This window comes from Candidatus Amarolinea dominans, from assembly GCA_016719785.1.
In the GTDB taxonomy this organism is placed as follows: Bacteria; Chloroflexota; Anaerolineae; order SSC4; family Amarolineaceae; genus Amarolinea; species Amarolinea dominans.
On sequence record JADJYJ010000030.1, the window covers coordinates 203,908 to 228,314 of the forward strand.

A 24,407-nucleotide genomic window follows, 5' to 3' on the forward strand; every position below is an offset into this window, starting at 1 on the left:
TAGCAGCAGCAGCCGTGGAAAAGAGCAGACTGCACACCACCAGCAGATGAACCAACGACGGCAGGCGCGGCGCGAGCCGGCCGCGAGCAGAATGTCGGGAGGAGAGGGGAGAGAAAGTAGAAAGTAGAAAAGAGAGAGTAGAAGAACGGCGTAACATGACAACGGACTCCTTTCGTGCAGCAATCGAAACGGCTGGGGTCAGGGACATTTTCCTGACTGCTGTAAGGAGGTCGCAGGTGGGAGAGAGAACTCGCGCCAGGGACTTCCGGCGGCGGGAGAGAACCCGGAAGGCGGGGGAACAGAGCTGTTGACGAGCCGAGCGTATCACGACCGCGGCGGTCTGTCAAGAGGGAAGATTCGAGATTCGAGACCTGAGAAGAAACCAAACACCGAGGCCCAGCAAGGTGATGAAGGTGATGAAGGTGATGCGCTGACCCTGCATCAACGAGGCGGGTGCAAAATCGAAGACCACGCGATGCACGCCAGGCGCCAGGCGAAGGCCGCGGAACAGCAGGTTAGCCTGCTCGATACGAACCGGCGCCCCGTCCACGGTGGCGCGCCAGCCCGGATAGTGGGTGTCGCTGAGAACCAGGATGCCGGGCGCGGTCAGCGTGGCGCTGATCACCACCTGTTCAGGCGCATACCGTTCGATCACGGCGCGGCCCGCGGCCGCGGCGGTCGCCTGTCCGGAGGATGCGTCGCGGTTGATCGCGACGGGCGCCGGCAGGCTGCGGTCTGCTTCCAGGACCACCTGCTGGCCGGGCGCAAAGTCCGGCCGGCGCAGCGCCTCCAGGGCCGCGGCCGCGTCCGCAACCTCGATCACGCCCGTGGCCGGCGCCACATAGGCCCGCGGCAGCACATCGCGTTTCTCGTAGATTTTGACATCGCCGGAATGCACGCGCCGCCAATCGCCCTGCGCCGGCGTGATGAGCGCCTGGCTGCTCCCGGTACGCACGTCAATCAGGCTGACGCCTTGCAGCACGAAATCGCTGCCTGGCGCTGTCCCGGTCACCTCGACCGTGACGATCTGCGAGGGCGCGGTCAGGGTCAGCACGGTCAGGTAATCCTGACCGTCGGCGTGATCGCGCCAGGGATGAGCGCTGCGCGCCTGCTGATGCGCCACCGCGCCGGCGCGCCAACTGCCCTCGGCCGTGTCCTGGCCGGCGCGCAGGGCAAATGCGGTCCAGCGCCCGTCCGCCGCCTGCACGCGCACCGCGGCCACCGGCGTGCCATCCGCCAGGCTGGCGGCGCCCGCCAGGTGCGACATCACGCCCAGGGCCGTCGCCTCGAACGGCTGGTCAGCGGGCAAGGTCTGGCGCCACGTCTCGCCGGCCGCCAGGGGCGCGCTGAACTGCAGGTCGTAGTAGACGTTGTCTACCCACACATCGAAGACTTTGTCGGTGATGATGAAGCGCGTGTTGAGCAGATCGAGGAGGGGCGCCGGCGGCACGCGTCGCAACTGCTCGCGCAGGCGCCCGTCCGGCGCCAACTGATCGTCCGGCACGAACAGGCGCTGCAGATCCACGTAACGCGTCAGCGGCAGCACGCCGCCATCGTAGCCATCCACACTGGACAGGCGCCAGAGCAGCGGCAGATTGGGCGCCACGATCTCCTTTTGCTTGCTGGCCACGATCAGATCGTACAGCGCGGCCGGGTCCAACTGTCCGGCGAACAGGTGCGCCAGGTCGGCCTGATCGCCGGGGTCGTAGGTGATGCCGGACATGCTGAGGAAGCGCCACAGGCCCGGTTCGCTGAGGAGGTACGCGGGCGCGTTACGCAGGGAGGTCACCGCGGCCGGCGCGGTCGGGTGCGTGTGCGGCAACAGGTTGCTGGCGACGAGCAGTTCCGTGACGAGAAGTGCGCCGCAGGCCAGCGCCAGCCAGCGCGCCGCGGTCGCCGGCTGGCGCGCGCCTGGAGGGCATCAACCCCGACCGCGATCAGGCCGGCCATGCCGGCGGTGTAGAGCAACAGCCAGCGGGCCGGGGCACGGAACAGCGCCCAGCCGGGGATCACGCGGTAGGCCAGGTAATAGAGGGGGTTGTAGGCGCCGACGGCCAGCGCCAAACCTCCCAGGGCCAGGGCCAGCAGCGGCCAGCGCCAGCGTTTCCCAACGCGGGCGCCCCACATAGCCAGCAGCAGGCCGCTGACGCCGAGATACGCGACATATTCGGCGTAGGCTACGGTGCCGAAGCGTGCGGCCAGGTTTTGCCCGTAGGCTGGGAGCAGCGCCCAGGGCAGCCACTGCGGCTTGAGCGAAAACGAGACCACCTCGCGGTAGGTCATGCCGTTGGCGCGCGGCGAGAGCGCGCTCAATTCGAGCGTGGGCACAAGCTGGATGGCCGCCAGCCCCAGGCCGATGACCAGGCCGAGCGCCAGGATCAACAGAGGCCAGGCGCCGGCACGGGAGAGGATCAGGCGCAGTCCGCCAGGCAGGCGCGACCAGGCCATGACGCGGCCGTTCGACGGCGCGGCTGGTGGGGGACTGCGCCAGAAGCTGAGCCAGGGCGTAGAGACCGGCGCCGATGGCGCTGATGTACCAGGCTTGCGTATGCCCCGCCAAAAGCTGCACGGCGAAGATACCGCCGATGAGAACAGCGCCAGAGATGCCGTCTCTGCCAGGCCGGCCTTGAATCCCGGTTTCGCGCCCGCAACCCAGAGCAGGGCGGGGAACCAGGCGTAGGCATTCAACTGGTTGATCTGCCCCACATGCCCGCCGATGAAACCGCTGCCGGCAAAGGCGATGCCGCCCAGCCAGGCAGCCAGCGGCCGCAAGCGCAGCCCGTGACGCAGCCAGCCGTAGGTGAAGGCGCCCCCCAGCCAGGCGTGCAGCACGATCGTCCAAACGATGGCGCGCGGCGTGCTCAGCCAGGCCAGCGGCCAGTGCAACGGGTAAAAAACCGCAGCCTGACTGTTCGCCAGAAAGGGCACGCCCAGGAAGAGATACGGATTCCACAGCGGCAGCTTGCCCTCGCGCAGGGCCGCAGCGGCAAAATCACGATAGGGCGTGAAGTAGGTGTACACATCGCCCGTCGCCAGCACGCGGTTGGTGAAGGCCAGCCGTGCAAAGAGCGCCAGCACGAACACCCCCAAGCCGGCCAACGCCAGGGCATCGAGCCAGCGGCCATGTGGCGCGTGGCCAATGGGAGATTCGTTTTGATCGGTCATCACTTTCTCCAAATTCGTCGTGTCTGGGGCGCCGAGACCCGAAAGAGCGTGCGACTCACGCGGTCCGGGTCGCCATAGACCGGCACATCGAGCAGGGCGACCGGTGTCAGGCCAAACTGCCGGCCCGTCGCCTCCAGCACGGGCGCCAGGTCAACCCCATCATCCAGCAGGTAGACGGCGCGGCCCTGCGCGTGCAGCGTTTCGATCACCGTGGCCCATTGGGCAGATGTCCAGTCGGCCGGACGCACGCTGCGCCGATCGCTCAACAGGTCGAGCGCGCCACTGTTGAGGGTGGCCCCGATGATGGCGTCAGGCTGGGTCAGGGCGGCCACCTGCGCGAATGCAGCGCGCTGCGCCGCGCTGACGAAGCCAAAACTGGCGTGCGGCGGTCGCCAGGGGCTGGTCAGCACAGGGTAGGTGCGCGCAGCCAGGGCGAAGATCAGCACAGCCACCGCCAGCGCGGCGACGATCTGCCCGGCGACGGCGCGGACGGCCCAGGCACGGGCCTGCGCGAGTACGGCAACCGCGCCCCAGGCGGTGAATAACGCCAGCAGCGGGAACAGGGAGAGCAGGTCGCGCAGACGCAGGGCGCCGTAGGGCAGGTGGATGGCAAGCAGGGCCAGCACGGTCAGGCCGAGCACCGCGCTGACGCGGGGGGCGCGGCGGGCCAGGTACCAGGCGCCCAGCAGGGTCAGCGGCCACAACAGCCCCCATTCGTTGTGGCGTAGAGCTTCGGCCAGCACCGCGGCCGCGCTACGCCCGATGTGGGCCAGGCTAAACAGGAACGATTCTGGCGATTCTGGCTGCCAAATGGCGCCGGACAGGCGCCAGTGGTACCAGAGATCGGCCAACCCCGGCGGGAGCGCGCCCAGGGCAAAGCCAACGGCCAGCCTGAGGCGTTGGCGCAGGCTGGTTGCCGGCGCCAGCCAGACCAGGAGCGCGATGGGGAGGGCCAGGAACAGTTGGGTGTGACGAATCAAGTAGGCCAGGCCAAAACAAACGCCGCCGGCCAGGCCCCAACGCATGGGCCGGCGCGCGCCATTGCGCCACGCCCACAGCCCGCAGGCCAGCGCCAGCAGGCTGAAGATCTGTGCGCTGACATCGGCCATCGGCACCAGGAGACGGTCCACCTGTTCGAAGCTGGTCGCCAACAGCCAGGCCGTCAATGCGCCGGCCAATGCTGTCCAGGGCAGGCGAGCTCCCTCGGCGCCAGCGACCAGGTGAACGAACCACGCGCTGAGAGCAACCGCCAGCAGCCCAAGCAGCGGCGCGGTCAGATAGAGGGCCGGCTCACCCCAGAGGCGGTAAGGCACGGCAAGCAGCAGGGGCCAGCCCGGCGGCCATACGGTGGCGGCTGTCCCCGCGGCGTCCAACGGCAGCGCGTAGCCGACATGGACCATGGGATACCAGGGCACGCCCGCGTCGCGCAGGGCCGGGAACAACGTGAAACGATGCAGCGGGCTGCCCGTCCCCGCCACATCCACCGCCATCTGCGCGTAGGCGTAAGGATCACTGGCGCTGACGCCCGCGGTGCGCTGACCCACATACAGCCGCGCGGCCCACAGCAAGGTGGTCACGAGGATAACCAGGGCCAGTGCCCGGTCCGGTGCCAGCGTTGGGCGCTGACTGCTGTTTGCCGGGAGCAGGATCAGGCTGCCCAGGCAGAGCAGGGTGAAGGCAAGGCCGGTCAGCAGGGCGGCCGGCAGATCGAACGGCAGGATCCAGGGATCAGGCAACAGGTTGGCCTGCACCTGGGCTTCGAGACCGCTGGGCAACGCCAGGCGCACCGCGGCAATCAGTGCGGGATAGGTCATGGGTAACAGGCCGGCCAGCCAGGCCAGTGCGCGTGCGCGGTCGGCGGCGATCGGTTGCAGGGCCAGAACCCGCACGACGCAGCCAGGCTGGTCACCCCACGGGCGCCGCGTCAACCGGTAGCCCAGCGCGATGAGGAGCGCCAGGCCCAGCGCCAACAGCGGCCACAGCCGGACGGAGAGGGCCGGCACGTTGAACAGGCGGGCCAGGGTGAGCAGGAGTCCGGCCGCGCACACCACGCCCTCCCACTGCGCGACGCGCCCGCGTGACCGCTGCTGCCACGCCCAGAGCAGACCGCCTAAAAACAGGCCGGCCAGCAGCAGGAACAGCGGCCAGGCGCGTCCCAGGGGCGGGGCTGGATCGAGCAAATAGTCAGGGCGCAGGAAGCGCTGCCAGGGAGATGCCATGTGAGAGTCCTCGGAGATCGGAGATCGGAGATCGGAGATCAGAGATCAGAGATCGGAGATCGGAGATCAGAGATCGGAGATCGGAGATCAGAGACCGGAGATCGGAGATCGGAGATCGGAGATCGGAGATCGGAGATCAGAGATCAGAGATCGGTTCGATACGATAGATTAGGAACGAGGGGGAGCCGTCGGGGCGATAGGTTGAATGCAGCCAGTGCAGGCGCAGGCCCTGTGCGGCGAGCGCTGCGGCCAGTGCGTCGTCCTGGCGCCAGGCGGGGATGACGACCAGGCGCGTGTACTGCGGGGGGCCGGCGGCGTCGGCGGCCAGGTAATCCGGCGTGGGATAGTAGATACGCTGGAACTGCGCGCTGTCCAGGTAGTATTGCCAATGCCAGCCCAACCAGTGATGGTAGAGCACGCCGAATGGGTTGTCGGGCAAATACTGACGCACCACCAGCGCCGCCTCTTCGATGCCGTCGTAAGCGCCGTGATCGCTGCCAATGGGATAGCCGCCATGAGCTGCCCGCCAGGCCGGGGCGCTCAGCAGGAGCAAGCCAATCAGCAGGATGATCGGGCCGCCGCGCCGCCACAGCCAGCGCAGAGCCAGCGCGCTGTACAGAGCCAACAGCGGCGCCAGCGGCAGCAAATAACGATCCCACACCTGAAATGATACCACAACTTGCAGCGCCAGGTAGATCAGCACAAAGCCAAGCAGCGGCAATTCCCACGGCGGCCCCGCCGGGGATCGCCACGGCCTAGAACTGGGTGAAGAGCGTCGCTGCCAGCCCTGGCGCAGGGCTAAGGCCACGCCGAGCAGGAGCAGTCCGGCTGACGCCCATCCCGGCGCAAGAACCTGTGCGGGCGTCAGCCAGGCGACCAGGCGCGGCAGCCAGGCGCTGAGCGGCGCCAGGGACAATCCGCCGTAGCTAACGGCGCTCTGAACCCAAACGGTGGGTGGACCGCCAGGCGGTGTCAGCGCCAGGCGGTGGGCATCCCAGACCAGGGCGGGGCCGAGCGCGAGGATGAGGCCGAGAAGGCCGCGCCAGGCCGCCCAGGGCGGGCGGGCGAGCGGGCGCGGCGTCACGCATACCAGTAGGGGCAGCAGGAGCAGCGCCTGCTGTTTGGTGGCCAGTGCCAGGCCCAGGGAGAAGCCCAGCCAACCCCAGCGCCGCTGCACGGCAGCCAGGCACGCGGCCAGCAGGGTGGTGGTGAGCAAGGGATCGGTGTAGAGGGTGGGCGCAAAGAGAATGGCGAAGGGCGATGCAGCGTAGACCGCCAGAGTCAACCAGGCGCTGGGGCGGTCGGTCAGACGTCGAGCCAGCGCGTAGAGCAGGGTGGCGCTGAGCAGGCTGAGGGCGACGTTGAGCAGGCGCATGGCCGCGACACTGCTGCCGACCGTCTGTTGCCAGGCGGCCAACAGCCAGAGAAACAGAGGCGGTTTGTCCACTGGCACGCCAACCAGCCAGAAGTCATGGCGCGCCAGTCCCAGCGCCCAGGCGGCGTAGAGGGCCTCATCTTCACGGATGGGGTGGGCGTCGAGCGCAACCAGCATCAACCCCCACGCAACCAGGAGCAGTGGCAGAGTGGCCCAACGCTGTGCCCGGCCCTTGTTACCGGATGTCCTGGCAAATTGCTTTGCCGTTTCAACCTGTGCTATACTGCAAGCAGGAACGGACTGCGCTTTTCCGCCTATGCAAACAGGCGCAATTTGGGCCTGTTTGCAGGATATTCTGTATTTGATCTGCCGCACAAACGGCGTTACCTGTGCCATCGAAGGAGAAAACAACGTTGACAGAGCCGGTTATGACCGAGATTGTACCGGTGGTGGAGGAAATACGCAGCCTGACGTTTGCCGATGGCTTTCAATTCGGCTGCGGCTTCATGGCGGCGACGGCCCTGGGGATGCTGATTCTGATCCTGCTCATTGTTCTGCTGGCGTTCATCCTGTCCTTGCTCGGCATCAGTGTGCTCGACCTGGGCGGTGGACTGAACTTCTAATAGTGGGCGGCGTAAGTTGCCAGGCAGTTCGTAGTGACGGCTTTAGCCGTTTCTGCGGCCACAGAGCGACTGAAGTCGCCACTACGAACCAGCGGATCACTTACGCCTAATCGAAAGACTTGTCAACGTGCTGACAGCCGGCCAACCGCTGTCAGCACGTTGTTCGTTTCTGCAATCAACCTTCGCCCACCTGGTGCGCCAGGATGATGGCCTCGGCCACTTCCTTCATGGGCTTGCGGTTATTCATGCTCATCTTCTGAATACGGCGGAAGGCCTCAGCCTCGGTCATGCCCTGGCGATCCATCAGCATGCCCTTGGCGCGGTCAACCAGCTTGCGCGTCTCCAGTGCAAGCTGGATATCGCCCACTTGTCTTTCCAACTCGCGGAATTCCTGGAAGCGCGCCAGCGCGACTTCGATGGCGGGCGCCAGGTCCGCTTCACGAAACGGTTTGACCAGGTAGCCGGCCACCCCGGCCTCGCGCGCACGGACCACCAGGTCACGCTGGTTGTACGCGCTGAGAAGCAGGACGGGCGCGATTTTGTCTTCTGTCAACACCTTGGCCGCTTCGATGCCATCCATGTCCGGCATCTTGATGTCCATGATGATGATGTCCGGGCGCAGTTCACGCGCCAGGTTGACGGCGCTGCGCCCATCCCCCACCTCACCAACCACCAGGTAGCCCAGGTGGGTGAGCATTTCGCGCAGGTCCATGCGAATGAGCGTTTCGTCATCGGCGATGATGATACGGGTACGTTCCACAGTAGTCCCCCTCTTCACAACGAGAACGATCCAGGCGTGGACAGCAGCGTCCGCGCCGCCTGGGTCAAGCGTCAGCCAGTGACGCTTTTGGAAACTCAACGATTGCGGTCGTCCCTTTGGGGATGTTGCCGCGTATTTCGAACTTGCCCTTGAGATCTTCCTGGGCCAGGGTGCGCACGATTTGCAGACCGAGGCCGCGCACCGTTTGCAGGTTGAAGTCGTGCGGCAGGCCCGGGCCATCATCTGTGACCTGCAGGCGCACGAAATCGCCGCCATCTTCGAGCACGACATCAATGAGCACGTCGCGCATGACCGGTTCGGTGCTGTGTTCGATCGCGTTGGAAATCAGCTCATTGATGGCCAGCGAACAGGCGGTGGCCTGACGACTCGCCAGGTGCAGACTGGGGCCAGCGAGCGTAATGGTGATGACCTGGCCCGGCTTTTGTTCGATGCGTTTGACCTCTTCCGCGATGCGCTGGCACACTTCGCGCATGCTGATGGGGCGACCTTCCTCGCGCGCCAGGTACTCATGAATGATCGCAATGCTGCGAATACGTTCCTCGGTGTCGGCCAGGGCCGCCCGGGCATCTTCCACGGTCACGATACGTCGCGCCTGCATCCGTACCAGGGATGCGACCGACGACAGGTTGTTCTTGACCCGATGATGTACTTCTTTGATAAGCGCCGACTTGATCTTAAGCTCCTGCTCACGATGGCGGGCTTCGGTGGCGTCATGGATCAACAAAAAGGCGCCGGCCGGCACCAGGGGCAGAGTGTGTGGGTTGAACCAGGTGCGCGGCTGCTGCCACTGCGGCTGCGCCTGGCGCAGAGGAACGGCTTTGTGTACCCAGTAATGATCGCCAAACTCGACCGTTTCTTCCAGGCAGCGCTGCGCGCGCAGCGCGCGCGCGACCACGGCTTCGTCGTTGGTGGCCAGCCCGCTTAGCCCGCGACGGCGCATGTCCTCAAGGTATCCGACCCGGCGATAGAGGTTGATGGCAATGCCGCTGAGGTATTCGATGGACCCGGCTTCGTTGACATACAGGATGCCGTCGAATTCATGGAAAGGGGACAAGTCCTCGGCGCCTCGCAACTCACCATGCACTGCCATCCACTTCAGCCAACGCATGGCTGTCTGAAAGATACGCTTTCGTCGGCGATGGCGTTCGTGTTCGATCAGGTTGGTCAGGACACTGAAGGCCGCGACGATGACACCGTTACCATCAATGACCGGCCACACCTCTTCGTCCACCGGTGCGCCATCGGTCAGCACCTCGCGCAGGCGGCGCCGATGAGCGCCGCTGGTCAAGGCTTCCATCGCCAACGGATGTTCCTGCGTGTGATAGGTGCGATGTAGGGCAGATTGGCGGTAGAGCGACGAGATGGACGCCGGCATGGCATGGGCCATGACGACCAATTCGTTACGCTGCAACTGGAACAGCACAATATCTGCGCGACTGATGTCGGCAGCAATAGACATGCCCGCCTTGACCCGTTCCAGAAAATCGCTCGTCTGGTCCGGGGCCGGAGCGGGCAGGTGTGACCCGTTCGTATTTTGTTCGACAGCAAAAGGCTCTCGATCGAGCCATGAGGCATCTGTCATAGATGCCGCCTTTCCTATGCAACCGAAAGATAGCGAAAAGCCGACGGCTGTGCAACCATCGGCCTTGTCATCAGGTCGGGGCGAGAGGATTTGAACCTCCGACCACTTGAACCCCATTCAAGTGCGCTACCGGTCTGCGCTACGCCCCGTTCGACCGCACAAATTATAACCGAGTCAGGTTGATTTGGCAAGAAGGCAACCTGCGACGGGCGCAACCAGCCGTAGGTCACGTCTCCGGCGTGACGACGCCCTCCGCCGCAGAACTTGCTTCTCTTGTCCAACGTTGTCCGGCCAGGAGGCCGGACCTACAGGAGCGGGGCTAACGGCTGCGCACGACGCCGACGCGTTCACACCAGGCGCTGAGCGGGCACTGGCTGCAGCGCGGGGAGGTGGGATGGCAGATGTTTTGGCCCAGCATCACCAAATGCCCGTTGATTTCGATCCAGTACGCGGGCGGCAGCTTGGCGCGCAGGGCAAATTCGGTCTGTTCCGGCGTCTTGGTTTGCACATAGCCCCAGCGGTTGCTGATGCGATGGACATGGGTGTCAACGCAGATGCCGGGCAAGCCATAGCCCATCGTCAACACCAGGTTGGCTACTTTGCGCCCCACGCCGGGTAGTTCGATCAGCTCTTCGATGGTCGCGGGCACGCGTCCGTCGTAGGTTTCGAGCAGGATGCGTGACACTTTGAGCACGTTCAGCGCCTTGACTTTGTAGAAGCCGACCGGGTAAATCGCCTGCTCGATGGCCTCGGCGCTGAGGGTCAACATGGCAACCGGTGTATCGGCCAGGGCAAACAGGCGTTCGCTGGCCGGACCGGTGGTGGTGTCCTGCGTGCGCAGGCTGAGCATGGTGGTGATGAGGATCTTGTAGGGGGTTTCGGCCCGCTGGGCCAGGGCGTCCACAATGGATAACCGCCAGGCGCCAACGGCCGCACGCAGGGCGATCATGATCGGGTGAATGTCGTTATCTTGCATAAAGTACCTCTTGTCAGAGTCTGTGAAAATATCTCCGGGGTGCGTAACACCCCTGCGATGGCATACCGCATGTGGTAGTTTTCGAACACCAAGCCACTACAGGTTGTGGTCATGATGCCACCTCCGAACTGCCGCCAGGATATTTTCACAGACTCTCAGGTCAACCGGCGGGCGAATTTAAGCATCTCACGCGCGATGGCATGCAGCAGCCGCGCCTCAGCCGCGCTGGGCGCGGCGCGCTGAACCAGGTCGCGCAGCCGGCGCATCATGACCGGCGCCTGGCCGGGCTTGAGAAAGCCGATGGCCGTCAGCGCCTGCTGCCAGTCGGCGAACATGGTTACAAGCGCTGCAGCGTCGGCGGGCCGGGTCAGGGTCGGCGTCGGCGCCGGATCGTCAGCAGCCAGCCATAGTTCATAGCAAACGATCAGGACCGCCTGCGCCAGGTTGAGCGAGCGATAGTCCGGCGTGGTGGGGATAGTCAGCCGCACGTGGCAGCGGTCGAGCGCAGCGTTGGTCAATCCGGACGATTCAGGCCCGAAGACCAACGCCAGGCGCCCGGCCTGCATTTGGGCGACCCATATCGGCGCCAATTCACGCGGCGTGTGCGCGGCCGGCGCCTCCTCACGCGGTCGCGCGGTGGCGCCAACGACGTAGGTGGCATCGGCCAGCGCCTCGTCCAGTGTGCTGGTCACCTGCAGGCCGGCGATGATGGCCTGACTGCGGTGCGCCAGGTCATCCAGCCGCGCCGGGTCGAGCGCCGCCGCCGCGGGGTTGACCACGCGCAATTGGCGCAGGCCAAAATTCAACATAACGCGCAGCACCGCGCCCACATTGACCGCGTCCTGCGGCTCCACCAGCACGATGACGACCCGCTCAGGTGCAAGCACAGCAGTCCTCTCCTGGCCTCAGCCCGGTTTCACATACTGCGCCGGCAAGCCAACCGCCATTGGCGGCGCCTTGACAGCGGCCGGTCCCCGCGCCAGCCACGCCCGGATTTCCGCGGCCAGGCCCAGCAGTTCAGCGTTTGTGTTGAAAAAACCGGTTGAGGCGCGCAGGCCAAAGGGCGGATGCGGGACCGTGCGAATGGTATAGCCGGCCTGCTCCACGGCCTCGACAAGGCCGGCCAATGCCTGCGGCGACCAGCCCTCCAGGTCAAAATTGACCAGTCCGGCCTGCTGCTGCGCAGGGGTGAGCAGCGTCACGCCGGGCAACGGCGCCAGCGCATCGCGCAGGGTCCGGGCATTGGCCGCGATGCTGCTGAAAATAGCGTCGAAGCCAACCTCGTCGCGCAGCCACTTCAGGCCGGCGGCCATGCCCCAGATGGTGGGTGGGTAGAAGGCGATGCTTTCGTAGCGGGCCGCGCCCGGCTGCGGCACGATCCAGCCGCGATGATTCTGCGCCAGAAAGGTGGAGTAACCGCCGAAAGCCGGCAGCAGATCATCGAAGCGGTCAGGATGCACGTAGAGCGCGCCGACGCCTTCCGGCCCGCACAGCCACTTCTGGCCGGAGCAGGCGTAGAAATCCACGCCCAGCGCGGTCACGTCCACGGGGATGGCGCCCAGGCTTTGGGTCGCGTCCACCAGCACCCACGCGCCGTGGCGGTGCGCCAGTTCGACGATCTCAGCCAGCGGGAAGACGGCGCCGCTGGAATAGCTGACATGCGAGAGCGCGACCAGGCGCGTGCGGCGGGTGAAGGCCCTGGACAGCGCGTCGAGCACGCGCTCGGCCTGGCCCAGACCCACCTCAGCGAAACGGACGGTGACGCCGGCTCGTTGGCGCAGCAGCGTCAACGGCACGGTGACGCCGGGGTGTTCCAGGGTGGTGGTAATCACCTCATCGCCCGCCTGCCAGTTCAGCCCCCAGAGGGCCAGATTGACGCCCTCGGTGGTGCTGTGCGTCAGCGCCACACTCGTGGGCGGCGCGTGCAGCAGCGCGGCGAAATCCTCGCGCAGGCGGATCTTGGTTTCAGAGAATACCTGCCAGGCCGTCGGAACGATGCGGCCTTCGTTCAGTTCCCGAGCGGCTGCCTCGGCCATCGCCACAGCAGCCGCCCGCGGCAGCGGCCCATTCGAGCCTGTGTTGAGATAGACGGCGCGTTGGACAGCAGGGAGTTCCTGACGAATTTGGTCCAGGGTGAGCATTGGGTTGTGGGTTTCTCCTTGGGTGTGAGATTTGAGATTGAGATCGGAGATCAGAGATCGGAGATCGGAGATCGGAGATCGGAGATCAGAGATCGGAGATCGGAGATCGGAGATCGGAGATCGGAGATCGGAGATCGGAGATCAGAGATCGGAGATCGGAGATCAGTAAGGCGTATTGTACTTGAAATAAGGGGGATTGACAATCGCCTGCCCCCAATTCCCCAATTTGAAATGCACCCGATGTCATGGGGCGTCTTGACCGCGCGTCAGAACGCGGGTACACTTGGCTCCGCTGCGGCGGGGGTTGCAGCGCCGCAGCGGAGAAAGCCGCGACGTGGGTTTGAGCGGTTTGGGCGGTTTAGGCGGTTTAGGCGGTTTAGGCGGTTTTGGGCGGTTTAGGCGGTTTGGGCGGAAAGAAGGTGATCTACGGCAATGGATGTGGCTCTGGCCGGTCTCTCGGCCCTGTTTTGGCTGGGCGCGCTGTTGCAGCCCTGGTTCTCCTGGCTCCAGCGCGAAACCCTGGAGCGGGAAGCGCCCGTCCCACTCGATCCTTACAATCTGGAGGATGTAACCGTCGTCATCCCGGCGCGCAATGAAGCGGCGATCATTGGCCTCACCCTGGCCGCGCTGGCTGGCCAGGGTGAGGGTCTGCGCGTCATCCTGGTGGATGACCGCTCGGACGATGGCACCGCCGGCGTCGCTCGCCGCGTGCCCGGCCTCAACTTGACCATCGTACCGGGCGCGCCGTTGCCGGAAGGATGGGCCGGCAAGCTGTGGGCGTTGGACCAGGGGGTGCGTTGCGTGCAAACCCCGCTGACGCTGCTGCTCGACGCCGACATTGGCCTGGCCCCGGGTGTGATCGCCTCGCTGAAGCACTTAATGACCGACGGCGCGCGGAACTTCGTCTCGGTGATGGCCGAACTGCACATGCAGAGCTTCTGGGAGAGACTCCTCCTGCCGGCGTTCATCCTCTATTTCAAGAGCCTCTATCCATTTGCCCTGGCCAATGGCCCGACGAAGCGCGTGGCCGCCGCGGCCGGCGGCTGCATCTTGCTTGAAACGCGCCTTTTTGCCGACATTGGCGGGCTGCAGGTGATGCGCGGTGCGCTGATTGACGACTGCACCCTGGCCAGCCAGGTCAAGGCGCGCGGCGCGCGCACCTGGATCGGCCTTTCGCGACGCGTCACCTGCGTGCGGCCCTACCGGGGGCTATCGGAAATCTGGAACATGATCGCCCGCTCGGCCTATACCCAACTGGGCTACTCACCCCTTATCCTTGCCCTGCTCACCCTGGTCATGGCCCTTCTGTTCTGGATGCCGGTGATCGGCCTGATGATCCCCAATCCATCCACGCGCCTGCTGAGCCTGACCGCCTGGTTGGGAATGGTCGCCTTCCATTGGCCCACATGGCGATTCTATGGCTTGTCACCGTTATGGCCTCTGCTAACGCCCCTGATCGGTACGCTCTACCTGAGCATGACCTGGAGCTCCGCCCTGCGCTATTATCGCGGCGTGCGCAGCGAATGGAAAGGGCGCACTTACCGGTGAACTTGCACGCAGTGGCTCAGGTGCGCAGGAAGAGCAGGCGACGCATGAAGGTGACGAAGCTCAGGGTCTCGTAGGCCGTCAGTTCGTTGTTGACTTCCTGCAGGCGCTGCACGAGATCGGCGTGCCAGCGCTTTTCCTCATTGATTGCAGGCACAAACTTCTGCTCTTCCTGGGCATGGCGCTGCGCCTCGGCCAGACGTCCCTGCACGGCGTGCGCCAGGGGCTTGCGATGGCGCTTCTCGATGCGCTCATGGTCGCTGGCGCCTTGCTTTTGCAGCGGCGCGGCCTGGTCAGGCGGAAGTGCAACCGGCAGGGTGGGCGCAATGCGCGCCTCCACCTGACGCCGCCAGGCCACCAGTTCACGCGCCCGCTGGTCGCCGACGCGCGGCACCTGACGCACACGGTCGTAGTCCACATCGGCCGCGGTGATGATGCCGGCCTTCGTCAGGCGGTGTAGGGTCAACAAACCGATGCTCGGGATGGCTTCATCGGCCAGGCGCACCTGTGCCAGCGCGTCACGTCGCTTCTGCTGCTGCCAGCGTTGCAGTCGGCCGGCCAGGCGTGCTTGCAGTTCGTGGTCAACCGTCTGTAGTTCGGCCGCCTGGCGGGTGCGCAAGGTCGTCTCGACCGTGGCCAGTCTGTGCGCGGCCGTTTGTGTACGCTTCGTCTCCCGCTCCCAGGCAGCCGTGAGTTTGTCCAGGCGCTTGGAGATCTGACGCTGCTCCCGCTGGTGGCGCGCGGCCAGGGTGAGCAGATCGGAACGCTCACGGAATTCGGGCAGGGTGACGTAGCGATAGGCCAGAAGAACGATCATCATCGCCAGGGTGGAGGTAAACCACAGCGCGGCCCATTCGACCACGATCAGGCCGAGAATCGCCAGGTAGACCAGGGCGCCGCTGGTCAGCAGTTGCAGCGCCATGCCCAGCCGTTCAGGCCACAGGCGGTCCGGCAGCCACTTCTTGGGCGACGGCCGGCTGAGTTTTGGCGCCTGCGGCTGACGGCTCACCGGATGACCGGCGATCCAACCGGCCGCGCCTGGTGCGGCGGCTGGCGGCCGCGCAGGCGCGGCCGCCAGCTGCGGGCTGACGGCGCTTGCCGCCCGACTGACCGGGGCAGTCTGCGCATGATCGTTGATCCAGGCCACGCGCGCCGCCGCGCGCGCCTCTTCCAGGGCACGCATGACCAACTGCCCATCCAGCGGCTGGACGTGGGTGGGCGGCACGCGTGCCAATTCGCTGATGAACGCAGCCAGGGGAGGCAGATCTGGCTTGGACGAGTCGCGCAGCGCCTTCAGCACAGGCGAGCGGCCAGGGGCGCGGAAGTCATCCGCATCGAAGAGCAGCTTCTCGTCGCCGCCGCGGAAACGCGACCAAAGTTCTGGCTCCACGTTGAGCGCCAGCAAGGAGAGGTAGATCACCCAGGATGAGAAATGATCGAGCGAGTCGTCGAACTGCTGCTGGTTGCGCTGCGGGTGCTGGTAGTTGCGATGGCCGATCTCGTGACTGACCTGACCACGCAGGGCCGGCACGAACATGCCGTCGTAGTCAATCAGACGCAGTTCGCCGGCGGCCACCAGGATGTTGCCATGCTGCAAATCACCATGCGCAATGCCGTGCGCGTGCAGGGTCTGCACTAGCGCCAGCCATTGGTCCGCCAGGCGGGCGAGCGCGCCCGGTTGGCTGAGGTGGTCTTCGATGTAGTCATCGAGCGGTTCGCCGTCAATCCAGGCCATTTTGAGCAAGGGGTACGCCTTGCCCTTGACGCGCATGCCGGCAGGCTGAAAATCGAAGTCAACCATGTAGGGCAGGTTGGCGCGCTTGAGGTGTGCAGAGATGGCGCGATAGCGCGCCTCCTGGTCCTCGTGCAGGCGGGTGAAGCATTTGACGCCCCACTGCTGCCCGTTGACGAAGACACGGTAAGCCTGCCCAAAGGCGCCGCTGCGCGGCCAGGGCATGCCGGGAATGCCGCGACCGGGCGGGTAGGTTTCCACCGTGCCTCTGCGCAGGTCCGGGTCGGCAAAGCAGGTGCGCGGGTTCTGCACCGCTTCGTCGTATTCGTTGGGCTGGGGGGCAGCCGGTGCGATGGGTGTGGGCATGGTTTGGTCAGGCAACCGCGTGCAAGACGCCCATCAGGCGTCTCCCGGTGTGCCCAGCAGGGTGATGCGCAACAACGTGGTGTCATCGTTGCGGATGTGGCGGGCGCGGCGCGTGTCGGCCAGCCAGGCGGCCGACGCGTCAGTGTCGCGGTCGGCCAATAACCCCTCAAGCGTGGCGGTCGGGTTGTCGCCGGCCGCGTGTGCAGCCAGGAACCAGGCGGCCAGGGCATCGGTCAGCAAAAAGAAGCGATCGCCAGGCTGCCAGGCGCCATGCGTGCGGTGCATCGCTCCGACCGCTTCGGCGTGAAAGCGCACCTGGCTGCCGATCAGCAGGGGGCGGCTGTTGAACGCCTCCGCGGTGGTCAGCGGAAAGGCGACGAGCAGGGTGTCGCCGCGCACATGCAGCAGGCAGCTATCGCCAACGGCCCAGGCTTGCCAGGTGTTCCCGCGGCGCCCCTCGGCCAGTTCCAGCCCCAAGAAGGCGCAAAAGGCGCCATCGCGCAGCTTCTCCTCGGCATACCAGGGCAGCGGTTTGGACGCGGCAGCCTGCCGCCAGGTTTGGTGCAGCACGGCCAGTTGCGTCAGCAGACGCTGACTGCGCACGAGCAGTCGTTTCTGCACGAACGCCTCGACCAGAAGACGCGCCCACAGCGCGGCGAACGAGCTTTCGGTCGCGCCATCGGCGATGGCCGCCCGCAAGCGGGTCACAGGGGTGACGGGCGCATCCAACGGAAACGCCGCATCCTCGTAGTCATTGGCGCTGTTCCCGGCCTTGGGCAGAGCCAGGTGATCAAGAAGCACCTGCACAGTGATTGACTCCATCAGAAGCCGTCTTCAGGTTCGTGTGGGGGCGAGCCTGGGCGCCGGCAGAGACGTTTCGTTATAGTAGCCTGTCGGAGAGAACCCCCAACGGGCCGGAATCGAGGCTTTAGCCGGTAAAATCACTGCGATTTCCAGCTAGAACCGGCTGAAGCCTTGACTCCAGGATGCCCCTCCGACAGGCTGCTAGCGCAAGTTGCTGGGCCGGGTGCCGATGTCCAGGAAACGGATGAGCGCGACCATGTCCGCGTTGAAGACAAAGCCGCGCGTGTCGGCGGTCACCGGATAGCCTTCCTGCTGTGCAATTTCCTGCATGTACGACGGCAGTTCCGACGACATGGCGAACAGGCTGCGCGCGTAGTCGTCCGGCAGGCCGTCGGCGCCGGGCGGGAATTCCAGCGGGTTGGTGCGTTGCGATGAAATATGGATATTGAAGAGCAGCGTCTGCCCATCGTTGCTGGTCAGGGCCTTGAGCGCGTTGGCCGCGTCCGTGGGGTTGCCGTCGGTTGACTCGCCGTCGGTGATGTGGATGACGATGGGCGGGAAACAGTTCGGGTACTGCGTCAGCCAGCCTTCGATGATGGTCCGCGCCTGGGTCAGCGTCTGCACCATCGCCGTACCGCCCTGGGCCACCGGATCAAGCCAGATGGGGAATTTGACCGTTTGCTCGACGATGCCGCCTGCGCCGTCGTCCATCTTGCGCACGCGCTCTTCGATGCGCACCGGGTTGTTGGCGATTTCGCTGATCGGGATCATCTCGCGACCGGCGAGGGCGCCGCCCAGGGCCGGGCCAACTCTGGCGCCGTAGCCGATGACGCCTACGTGATAATAGTCGCGCACCCCTTCGGACTTGGCGCATTTGATGACCAGGTTCTGCAGCAGGCGGTTGACCACATCGGCCACGCCGTCGGCCTTGCGCTTGCCGCCGGGGCCGCCGAACGGGTCGGCCATGGAGCCGGACTGGTCAATCAGGAACAGAAAACAGGATGGATTGCTGCGGCTAATCTCAGCCGTGTATGACATAGTAAGTTACTCCTTTTGTTAGCGAGGCGCCTTCAGGCGCAACTCAAACCCCTCGCCTACAGTACGGAAAACGAGCGCATTGGTTCCACGGTGCGGGCAGGAAACGAAACGACCGTGTGGGAATGGCTTGCGGGCAGGCGTCTACTCCGCGTCGAAGAGTGCGTTCACATCTACTACCAGGCCAGTCAGGGTGGCTGAGGTGGCCGTGGCCCCGCGGCCAAAGCAGCCGTGTTCTCGATACGCGTCACCTTGCAGCGCCAGCACGGTCAGGGTTTCGCCGGTCGGGTCCACAATCCAGTATTCGGGAATGCGCGCCTGGGCGTATTCGAAGCGTTTGACCGACAGGTCGCGCAGAGGGTCGTCCTCGCTCAAGACTTCGACCACCAGGTCGGCGCCGGACCAGTAGGCCTGCTGGCGCCGGCGATCGGCCGCGTTGGCGATGAACATGATGTCAGGCTCGCGAATTTTGCCAGGCCACAGGCGCAGGCGAAAGGGCGCGATCACGGCATGGCCGCCAATCCGTCTTGCAAAGGCCTTGAGCAAGGCGGCCAGGAAGAACACGGAATCTTGGTGAGTCTCGTTAGGCATTGGCAGTACCTCCAGGCGTCCATGGGTGAACTCGACCAGGTGATTGGTGTCCAGTTGCAGGAATTCTTCTTCGCTCCAGGCCCCTTGGTCAGGGAAGAGCAATGCGATATCCCAGGCTGGTTCAGCCCAGGGATCTAGTCTCGCGGCCAGGCTCTTGGTGGCAATCATTGGCTTTCACTCCTTGGCATCTCACAGGCCGGCGATCCTGCGCCGGTTGCGCGTAAGTATAGCACAGCCTGCCCACCGACAACAATCGGGTGATTGTCCGTCGCCTATTATTGTCCTGCTGCAATTGACACCCCAGCCATTTCCCGTTAGAATTCCGCTATGATGGAAGGTATAAAAAGGTATAAGATGGAAGACATAATTACTACTCTTCGATCATTCAAGACGGATATGATCGCTCGCTACAAACTACGCACGATTGGTTTGTTCGGTTCTTTTGCGCGCAACCAACAACATCCATCAAGTGACGTTGACTTGTTGGTTGATTTTCAGGATGGCGCTGATCTGTTCGATTTGATCGGTTTGAGCCAGTTTCTGGAAGAACGCCTTCAGCGCCCTGTAGATGTTGTTCCTCGTCGCGCGCTCCGTGAGGAATTACGCGACGCTGTACTCCAAGAGGTAATCATCCTGTGAGAGATCTTCGCCTTTATCTGTGGGATATACTGCATGCAATTGACAGCATTGAGTCGTTTGTCGTGGATATGGATCTGCAAGCCTTTGAGGCCGACGACAGGACGTCTAGTGCGGTCCTGCGGAAATTCGAGATCATCGGCGAAGCCACAAAGCAGGTGCCTGATTCGATACGTCATTCATATCCCGATATCCCCTGGCGTGAAATGGCTGGAATGCGCGATAGGCTCATTCACTTCTACTTCGGTGTTGACTATGAGTTGGTCTGGGAGACTATCGAAAGACGCCTCCCACAAGTCAAGCAGCATATTCGGCAAATTCTGCAGGAACTTGAATCAGATCGCAATGGAGATCGGGCATCACTCACGGATTTCGACTGAGTTGATAGCTGTCCCATGCGTACAGCGCCAGCGCCAGCCAGATGAGGCTGAAGCCGATCACGCGGTGCGTGGTGAAGCGTTCACCGTAGAGCAGCACGCCGATCAGGAACTGAAGCGTCGGCGCAATGTATTGCAGCACGCCCAGGCTGGTCAACGTGACTTGGCGCGCGCCGTGGGCGAAAAGCAAGAGCGGCACCGCGGTGACCACGCCTGAGAGCGCCAGCAAGATCGTGGTTGAAGCCGGGCCATGCGCGAAAACGGCTTGCCCGCTGCTCTGCAGAAACAGCGCGTAGGCCAGCGCGGGCAGGCAGAGCACGATCATCTCCACGGTCAGGCCGGGCAGCGACCCAAGCTGCGCCGTCTTGCGCAACAGGCCGTAGATGCCAAAGCTGAACGCCAGCGTGAGCGAAATCCAGAGCAGTCCGCTGGCGTTGAGGAGCAGATAGAGTACCCCGGCCGCGGCGATGCCGATCGCCAACCACTGCGCCCGCCGCAGGCGTTCGTGCAGGAAGAGCAGACCCAGCAGCACATTGACCAACGGCGTAATGAAGTAGCCCAGACTGGCTTCCACGATGTGCCCGTTGTTGTTGGCCCAGATGTAGACGAGCCAGTTGACCGCCAGCAAGATGCCGGTGACCACGAACGTGCGCAGAATAGCCGGCCGGGCCAGGCCCTCAGCCAGCCACTGCCACTGCCTTTGCAGCGCCAACAGCGCCAGCACCACGACCAATGACCACAGGATGCGATGAATCAGAATCTCCAGGGGCGAGACGCTCTGCAGAAATTTCCAGTAGATGGGGAAGAAGCCCCAAAGAACATAGGCGCCGGCGGCGGCCAGCGTGCCACGGCTGATTTTCATGCGTGTTGATCTTCCATGCTTTGCTGCTCGGCGGGCGCAGGAACCTGGCGACTGTCCGACCGCACCCAGACCCGGTTGCTGTGAAATGTACTCTGCCCGGCCATGTCACCCAGGGCATCGGACGTGGTCCAGTTGACGTTGTGTCCGTCTCCCTGCCGCGACCAACGGCCCTTGGGCGAGACGACCACGCCGGGGCGCACGGCGCCAGTGACCACGGCGCGCAGAGTGCAGTACCCGCGGCGGTTCTCCACGATCACCCGGTCGCCCTGCCCGATCTGCCGGGCCGCGGCGTCCAGGGGATGGATTTCCAGGAAGGGCGCCTTTTCCAGCGCCAACAGGCTCTCCAGGTTGGCCAGGCTGCTGCTGACAAAGTGATGCGCGGCGCCTGAGACCAGTTGCAGCGCATCCGCTTCGGCGCAGCCATCCGGCGCGGGCGCGGTGTCATCGTCATGGACAAAACCGGGCAGCGGATCGAGGCCCAGGTCGGCCAGGCTTTGGCTGAAAAGCTCCACCTTGCCGCTCGGCGTTGGGAAGTTCAGATCGGCGAATGGCGCTGCCGGCGAAAGCGTCAGGGGCAGGGGCCGTCCCTCTTGCAGCCGCGCCAGGGTGATGCCGTGCAGGGCCGGCAGCCGGTTGGCCGTGGCGGTCAGAACCTCTTCAATCACCTCATCGGCGCCTTGCTGCAGCCAGGGATCGTCGAAGCCGAGCGCCTGCGCCAGCAGGCGCATCACGTCCCAGTTGCTCTTGCTCTCGCCCAGGGGCGGAATGGCCGGCCGGTTGTATTGCAGATAGGTGTGCCCATACGCCTTGTGCAGGTCGGTGTGCTCCAGTTGCGATGTGGCCGGCAGCACGATGTCGGCGTAGGCGGCAGTGTCGGTCATGAACAGCTCGTGTACGACGGTGAACAGGTCAGACCGCTGCAGGCCGGCCACGATGGCGCCCGCGTTGGGTGCGCTGGCAGCCGGGTTGGCGCCGTACACATAGAGCGAGCGGATGGGTGGATCGTTGATCTCGCCCAGCAGAGCCGCGCCCAGCCGGTTCATGTTGACGCTGCGCGGCGCGGGCGGGCAGTCCGCGGCGTGAGAAACCGCCTCGCTGTCCCAGCGCAGATAGCCGCTGGTGCTGTAGGCCAGGCCGCCGCCGGCCGCGCCGTACTGCCCGGTGATGGCAGGCAGCGCGCAGACGGCGCGCACGGTCTGCCCGCCGTTGCGGTGACGGTTGAGACCATCGGCGATCTTGATCAGCCCTGGGCGCACGCTGGCGTAGCGCCGGGCCAGGTCAACGATGGCGCTCTCCGCCAGGCCGGTGACTTGCGCCACGCGCGCCGGCGGGTAATCGGCCAGGCGCGCCTTGAACTGCGGCCAACCGACCGTATTTGCCTGCAACCAGGCCTCGTCATGGCGGTTCTCCTGCACAATGATGTGCGCCAGGCCCAACGCCAGCGCGCCATCCGTACCGGGAAGGGGCGCCAGGTGCAGACTGGCGCCGTGTGCGCTGAGGGTGCGCCGCGGATCAATGACGATCGTCTCCGCGCCGGCGCGCTGGGCGCGGCGCAGTGCCGGCATGAAATGCGGCGCAGTGCTGGCTGGGTTGTGACCCCAGAGGATGATGAGACGACTCTGAGCCACATCTTCATACGCGGGGCTGTGGCGGGCGCCCAGGGTGGATTCGACGGCGAACTCCGCGGCCGCGCCGCAAATGCTGCGCTGTAAATGGCTGGCGCCCAGGCGATTCCAGAGGCGGGCGTTGCACACGGTCATCTGCACCAGGCCCAGGGTGCCGCTGTACGAATAGGGGAGGATGGCCGCCGCGCCTGACTCGACGCGGATGGCCTGCCAGCGCGCCGAAATCTCCGCGATGGCCTCATCCCAGGTGATGCGCGCCCATTGCCCGCCCCCCTTCGGCCCCACGCGGCGCAGCGGATGGGTCAGGCGGTCGGGATGATAAACGCGCTCCAGGTAGGGGCGCACCTTCGCACACAGCCAGCCCTGCGTGACGGGATGGTTTGGATCGGCGTAGAAGTTGACGGCCCGGCCGTTCTCGACTTCGCTGATGATGCCGCAGGTATCGGGGCAGTCGTGCGGGCAAGCGCCGTGGATCAGATCACTGGACATGCAGACTCCTCTTCGACGGTACAGATCACTTCTGCCATCTCTTCACACCGCGATTATACTACAGCCGCGGACAACGGTATAATAAATATGGACGCCCGGTCTGCGAGGCGATCCAGGGCACATGACAGAGGTGATAACGGATGAACAATGGTTTGGATGTCAAGCGCTTAGGTATTTTCCTGGCTTTGGCTTTTGGCCTCGCCTGGATCATCGGTCTGGTCATTTTCCTCACGGGCGGCCTGGTCAACAGCCCGGTGTTGGTTCCACAATTGCAGTTGACCCTGGCGGTTGTTCTGCTGGCGGTGGGTTACATGTGGGCGCCGGCGCTGGCGCACGTGTTGACGCGACTGCTCACGCGTGAAGGCTGGCAGGATACGTGGCTGCGACCGCATTTCAAGCGGGGCTGGCGCTACTGGCTGGCGGCCTGGGTCGTGCCGGCGCTGGCGACAATCGTGGGCGCAGCGGTCTTTTTTGCCCTCCTGCCGCGCTACTTCGACCCGGATCTCACCATGCTGCGCGGCATGTTGGCGCAGAACGCGCAGACGGCCACGATGAATCCCTGGCTGATCGTGGCTGCGCAATTGGGCAGCGCGGTGCTGATTGCGCCCCTGCTCAATGGACTGTTTACCTTTGGCGAAGAATTTGGCTGGCGAGGCTATCTGCTGCCGAAGCTGCTGCCGTTGGGTGAACGACGGGCGATGCTGGTCTCAGGCGTGATCTGGGGCGTATGGCACTGGCCGGTCATCGCCATGGGACACAACTACGGCTTTGGCTATCCGGGCGCGCCCTGGACCGGAATGCTGCTGATGGTATGGTTCACCGTCGTCACCGGCTGCTTCCTGGCCTGGGCGACGCTGCGGGCTGGCAGTGTCTGGCCCGCAGTCATAGGGCATGCGGCCATCAACGGCATCAGCGCGTTGGGCGTCCTCCTCGTGCAGGGCAACCCCAGTTCACTGCTCGGCCCGTTGCCCGTTGGCCTGCTCGGCAGCCTGGGCTGGGCCGCGGTCGCCGGGTGGATTTTGTGGCGTCACGCTGGCCGCCGCCAGGCGCCGATGGATTAGCGGGTGCAGCGACCTCAGACGTCAATTTCGGACAAGCTTTGGCTCTTCGATCCAGGCAGGCTTCGATCCAGGCAGGCTTCGATCCAGGTAGGCTTCAAAGCTCACGCGCTAGCAAACCGAACATTTCTCTCTGTTGCGACCACAAACCGGTCAGGCAGCCTCTCTGAATAGACTTCGAGTAATCGTCGTAGGACATCAATCTTGACAGCTGCCCGCTCGTCATCAAGTCGTAGTAAGACCACGCCCCTGTGAGGGCGGCGTTCGCGGTAAACTTGTTCTCCAAAGTCCTTATCATTCGTGATGAGAATCCAGTTCTCTGTAAATGCCTTATGGATAATGCGATCATCGTTCATTCCGGACGCTTCTTCGTACACGGAATAGACCGTATGCTTCTGTCGCACCATTCACCCGCCCATTCATCC

Annotated in this window: 21 protein-coding genes and 1 tRNA gene; 5 read left to right on the forward strand and 17 right to left on the reverse strand. The window is 64.5% G+C overall.

Going from position 1 to position 24,407, the window contains the following annotated elements:
* Positions 1-343: 343 nt before the first annotated feature.
* The 4 genes from IPM84_23410 to IPM84_23425 all read right to left on the reverse strand — a co-directional run bounded on the left by IPM84_23410 (position 344) and on the right by IPM84_23425 (position 6,936).
* On the reverse strand, positions 344-1,822 hold the full coding sequence (locus tag IPM84_23410; GenBank protein ID MBK9095650.1) for a YfhO family protein: 1,479 nt from the start codon (positions 1,820-1,822) through the stop codon (positions 344-346).
* Positions 1,786-3,165, reverse strand: coding sequence for a hypothetical protein (locus IPM84_23415; protein ID MBK9095651.1), 1,380 nt, complete (start codon positions 3,163-3,165; stop codon positions 1,786-1,788). Before IPM84_23415 ends, IPM84_23410 begins: the two co-directional genes overlap by 37 nt.
* Positions 3,165-5,384, reverse strand: coding sequence for a hypothetical protein (locus IPM84_23420; protein MBK9095652.1), 2,220 nt, complete (start codon positions 5,382-5,384; stop codon positions 3,165-3,167). The genes IPM84_23415 and IPM84_23420 overlap by 1 nt, the downstream gene beginning before the upstream one ends.
* Before the next feature lie 136 nt (positions 5,385-5,520).
* On the reverse strand, positions 5,521-6,936 hold the full coding sequence (locus tag IPM84_23425) for a glycosyltransferase family 39 protein (protein MBK9095653.1): 1,416 nt from the start codon (positions 6,934-6,936) through the stop codon (positions 5,521-5,523).
* A gap of 236 nt (positions 6,937-7,172) precedes the next feature.
* Between IPM84_23425 and IPM84_23430 the strand changes: the two genes are divergently transcribed.
* Positions 7,173-7,382 carry a hypothetical protein gene (locus tag IPM84_23430; GenBank protein MBK9095654.1) on the forward strand — a complete coding sequence of 70 codons (210 nt, stop codon included), beginning with the start codon at positions 7,173-7,175 and terminating at the stop codon, positions 7,380-7,382.
* A gap of 175 nt (positions 7,383-7,557) precedes the next feature.
* On the opposite strand, the gene IPM84_23435 is transcribed toward IPM84_23430, so the two are convergent.
* The 6 genes from IPM84_23435 to IPM84_23460 form a co-directional block, all read right to left on the reverse strand.
* On the reverse strand, positions 7,558-8,142 hold the full coding sequence (locus IPM84_23435; protein MBK9095655.1) for a response regulator: 585 nt from the start codon (positions 8,140-8,142) through the stop codon (positions 7,558-7,560).
* 64 nt (positions 8,143-8,206) lie between these two features.
* Positions 8,207-9,745, reverse strand: coding sequence for a histidine kinase N-terminal domain-containing protein (locus tag IPM84_23440; GenBank protein MBK9095656.1), 1,539 nt, complete (start codon positions 9,743-9,745; stop codon positions 8,207-8,209).
* Positions 9,746-9,820: 75 nt separating this feature from the next.
* Positions 9,821-9,894 (reverse strand) — tRNA-Pro (locus tag IPM84_23445).
* Between the two features lie 170 nt (positions 9,895-10,064).
* Positions 10,065-10,721 (reverse strand): endonuclease III, encoded by a 657-nt coding sequence (locus IPM84_23450; protein ID MBK9095657.1) that lies wholly within the window; start codon positions 10,719-10,721, stop codon positions 10,065-10,067.
* Positions 10,722-10,876: 155 nt separating this feature from the next.
* Positions 10,877-11,608: an RNA methyltransferase gene (locus IPM84_23455; GenBank protein ID MBK9095658.1), complete on the reverse strand. Its 732-nt coding sequence runs from the start codon at positions 11,606-11,608 to the stop codon at positions 10,877-10,879.
* Positions 11,609-11,626: 18 nt separating this feature from the next.
* Positions 11,627-12,862 carry an aminotransferase class V-fold PLP-dependent enzyme gene (locus IPM84_23460; protein MBK9095659.1) on the reverse strand — a complete coding sequence of 412 codons (1,236 nt, stop codon included), beginning with the start codon at positions 12,860-12,862 and terminating at the stop codon, positions 11,627-11,629.
* Between the two features lie 432 nt (positions 12,863-13,294).
* Here IPM84_23460 and IPM84_23465 point away from each other — a divergent pair, with 432 nt between their 5' ends.
* A complete protein-coding gene (locus IPM84_23465) occupies positions 13,295-14,410 on the forward strand; it encodes a glycosyltransferase (GenBank protein MBK9095660.1) in 1,116 nt (371 codons plus the stop codon).
* A 16-nt stretch (positions 14,411-14,426) separates the two neighbouring features.
* Here the strand turns inward: IPM84_23465 and IPM84_23470 are convergent, their stop codons facing one another.
* The 4 genes from IPM84_23470 to IPM84_23485 form a co-directional block, all read right to left on the reverse strand.
* Positions 14,427-16,505: a hypothetical protein gene (locus IPM84_23470; GenBank protein MBK9095661.1), complete on the reverse strand. Its 2,079-nt coding sequence runs from the start codon at positions 16,503-16,505 to the stop codon at positions 14,427-14,429.
* Between the two features lie 33 nt (positions 16,506-16,538).
* Positions 16,539-17,327 carry a hypothetical protein gene (locus IPM84_23475; GenBank protein MBK9095662.1) on the reverse strand — a complete coding sequence of 263 codons (789 nt, stop codon included), beginning with the start codon at positions 17,325-17,327 and terminating at the stop codon, positions 16,539-16,541.
* A gap of 183 nt (positions 17,328-17,510) precedes the next feature.
* Entirely contained in the window at positions 17,511-18,347 is an 837-nt protein-coding gene (locus IPM84_23480) for a VWA domain-containing protein (protein ID MBK9095663.1), read from the reverse strand.
* A gap of 141 nt (positions 18,348-18,488) precedes the next feature.
* Entirely contained in the window at positions 18,489-19,103 is a 615-nt protein-coding gene (locus tag IPM84_23485; protein ID MBK9095664.1) for a Uma2 family endonuclease, read from the reverse strand.
* A 186-nt stretch (positions 19,104-19,289) separates the two neighbouring features.
* Between IPM84_23485 and IPM84_23490 the strand changes: the two genes are divergently transcribed.
* Positions 19,290-19,574 carry a nucleotidyltransferase family protein gene (locus IPM84_23490; GenBank protein ID MBK9095665.1) on the forward strand — a complete coding sequence of 95 codons (285 nt, stop codon included), beginning with the start codon at positions 19,290-19,292 and terminating at the stop codon, positions 19,572-19,574.
* A complete protein-coding gene (locus tag IPM84_23495; GenBank protein ID MBK9095666.1) occupies positions 19,571-19,951 on the forward strand; it encodes a DUF86 domain-containing protein in 381 nt (126 codons plus the stop codon). Before IPM84_23490 ends, IPM84_23495 begins: the two co-directional genes overlap by 4 nt.
* Here IPM84_23495 and rarD read toward each other — a convergent pair.
* Both rarD and IPM84_23505 read right to left on the reverse strand, forming a co-directional pair.
* The gene (gene rarD / locus IPM84_23500) at positions 19,935-20,804 is read right to left on the reverse strand and encodes an EamA family transporter RarD (GenBank protein MBK9095667.1); all 870 of its coding nucleotides are present in this window, start codon (positions 20,802-20,804) and stop codon (positions 19,935-19,937) included. The two genes, IPM84_23495 and rarD, sit on opposite strands and share 17 nt — an antisense overlap.
* 2 nt (positions 20,805-20,806) lie before the next feature.
* The gene (locus IPM84_23505) at positions 20,807-22,924 is read right to left on the reverse strand and encodes a molybdopterin oxidoreductase family protein (protein MBK9095668.1); all 2,118 of its coding nucleotides are present in this window, start codon (positions 22,922-22,924) and stop codon (positions 20,807-20,809) included.
* Positions 22,925-23,064: 140 nt separating this feature from the next.
* Here IPM84_23505 and IPM84_23510 point away from each other — a divergent pair, with 140 nt between their 5' ends.
* A complete protein-coding gene (locus IPM84_23510) occupies positions 23,065-23,985 on the forward strand; it encodes a CPBP family intramembrane metalloprotease (protein ID MBK9095669.1) in 921 nt (306 codons plus the stop codon).
* Between the two features lie 101 nt (positions 23,986-24,086).
* On the opposite strand, the gene IPM84_23515 is transcribed toward IPM84_23510, so the two are convergent.
* Positions 24,087-24,389, reverse strand: a complete 303-nt coding sequence (locus IPM84_23515; protein MBK9095670.1) for a DUF5615 family PIN-like protein — start codon at positions 24,387-24,389, stop codon at positions 24,087-24,089.
* Positions 24,390-24,407: the final 18 nt, after the last annotated feature.

What these genes read in the sequence shown, in the direction of transcription:
- IPM84_23470 (MBK9095661.1), bottom strand. Translation starts at nt 16,505, where the DNA reads ATGCCCACACCCATCGCACCGGCTGCCCCCCAGCCCAACGAATACGAC.
- IPM84_23475 (MBK9095662.1), bottom strand. Translation starts at nt 17,327, where the DNA reads ATGGAGTCAATCACTGTGCAGGTGCTTCTTGATCACCTGGCTCTGCCC.
- IPM84_23510 (MBK9095669.1), top strand. Translation starts at nt 23,065, where the DNA reads ATGAACAATGGTTTGGATGTCAAGCGCTTAGGTATTTTCCTGGCTTTG.
- IPM84_23420 (MBK9095652.1), bottom strand. Translation starts at nt 5,384, where the DNA reads ATGGCATCTCCCTGGCAGCGCTTCCTGCGCCCTGACTATTTGCTCGAT.
- IPM84_23460 (MBK9095659.1), bottom strand. Translation starts at nt 12,862, where the DNA reads ATGCTCACCCTGGACCAAATTCGTCAGGAACTCCCTGCTGTCCAACGC.
- IPM84_23480 (MBK9095663.1), bottom strand. Translation starts at nt 18,347, where the DNA reads ATGTCATACACGGCTGAGATTAGCCGCAGCAATCCATCCTGTTTTCTG.
- IPM84_23425 (MBK9095653.1), bottom strand. Translation starts at nt 6,936, where the DNA reads ATGCTGGTTGCGCTCGACGCCCACCCCATCCGTGAAGATGAGGCCCTC.
- IPM84_23450 (MBK9095657.1), bottom strand. Translation starts at nt 10,721, where the DNA reads ATGCAAGATAACGACATTCACCCGATCATGATCGCCCTGCGTGCGGCC.
- IPM84_23490 (MBK9095665.1), top strand. Translation starts at nt 19,290, where the DNA reads ATGGAAGACATAATTACTACTCTTCGATCATTCAAGACGGATATGATC.
- IPM84_23485 (MBK9095664.1), bottom strand. Translation starts at nt 19,103, where the DNA reads ATGATTGCCACCAAGAGCCTGGCCGCGAGACTAGATCCCTGGGCTGAA.
- IPM84_23465 (MBK9095660.1), top strand. Translation starts at nt 13,295, where the DNA reads ATGGATGTGGCTCTGGCCGGTCTCTCGGCCCTGTTTTGGCTGGGCGCG.
- IPM84_23440 (MBK9095656.1), bottom strand. Translation starts at nt 9,745, where the DNA reads ATGACAGATGCCTCATGGCTCGATCGAGAGCCTTTTGCTGTCGAACAA.
- IPM84_23515 (MBK9095670.1), bottom strand. Translation starts at nt 24,389, where the DNA reads ATGGTGCGACAGAAGCATACGGTCTATTCCGTGTACGAAGAAGCGTCC.
- IPM84_23415 (MBK9095651.1), bottom strand. Translation starts at nt 3,165, where the DNA reads ATGACCGATCAAAACGAATCTCCCATTGGCCACGCGCCACATGGCCGC.
- IPM84_23505 (MBK9095668.1), bottom strand. Translation starts at nt 22,924, where the DNA reads ATGTCCAGTGATCTGATCCACGGCGCTTGCCCGCACGACTGCCCCGAT.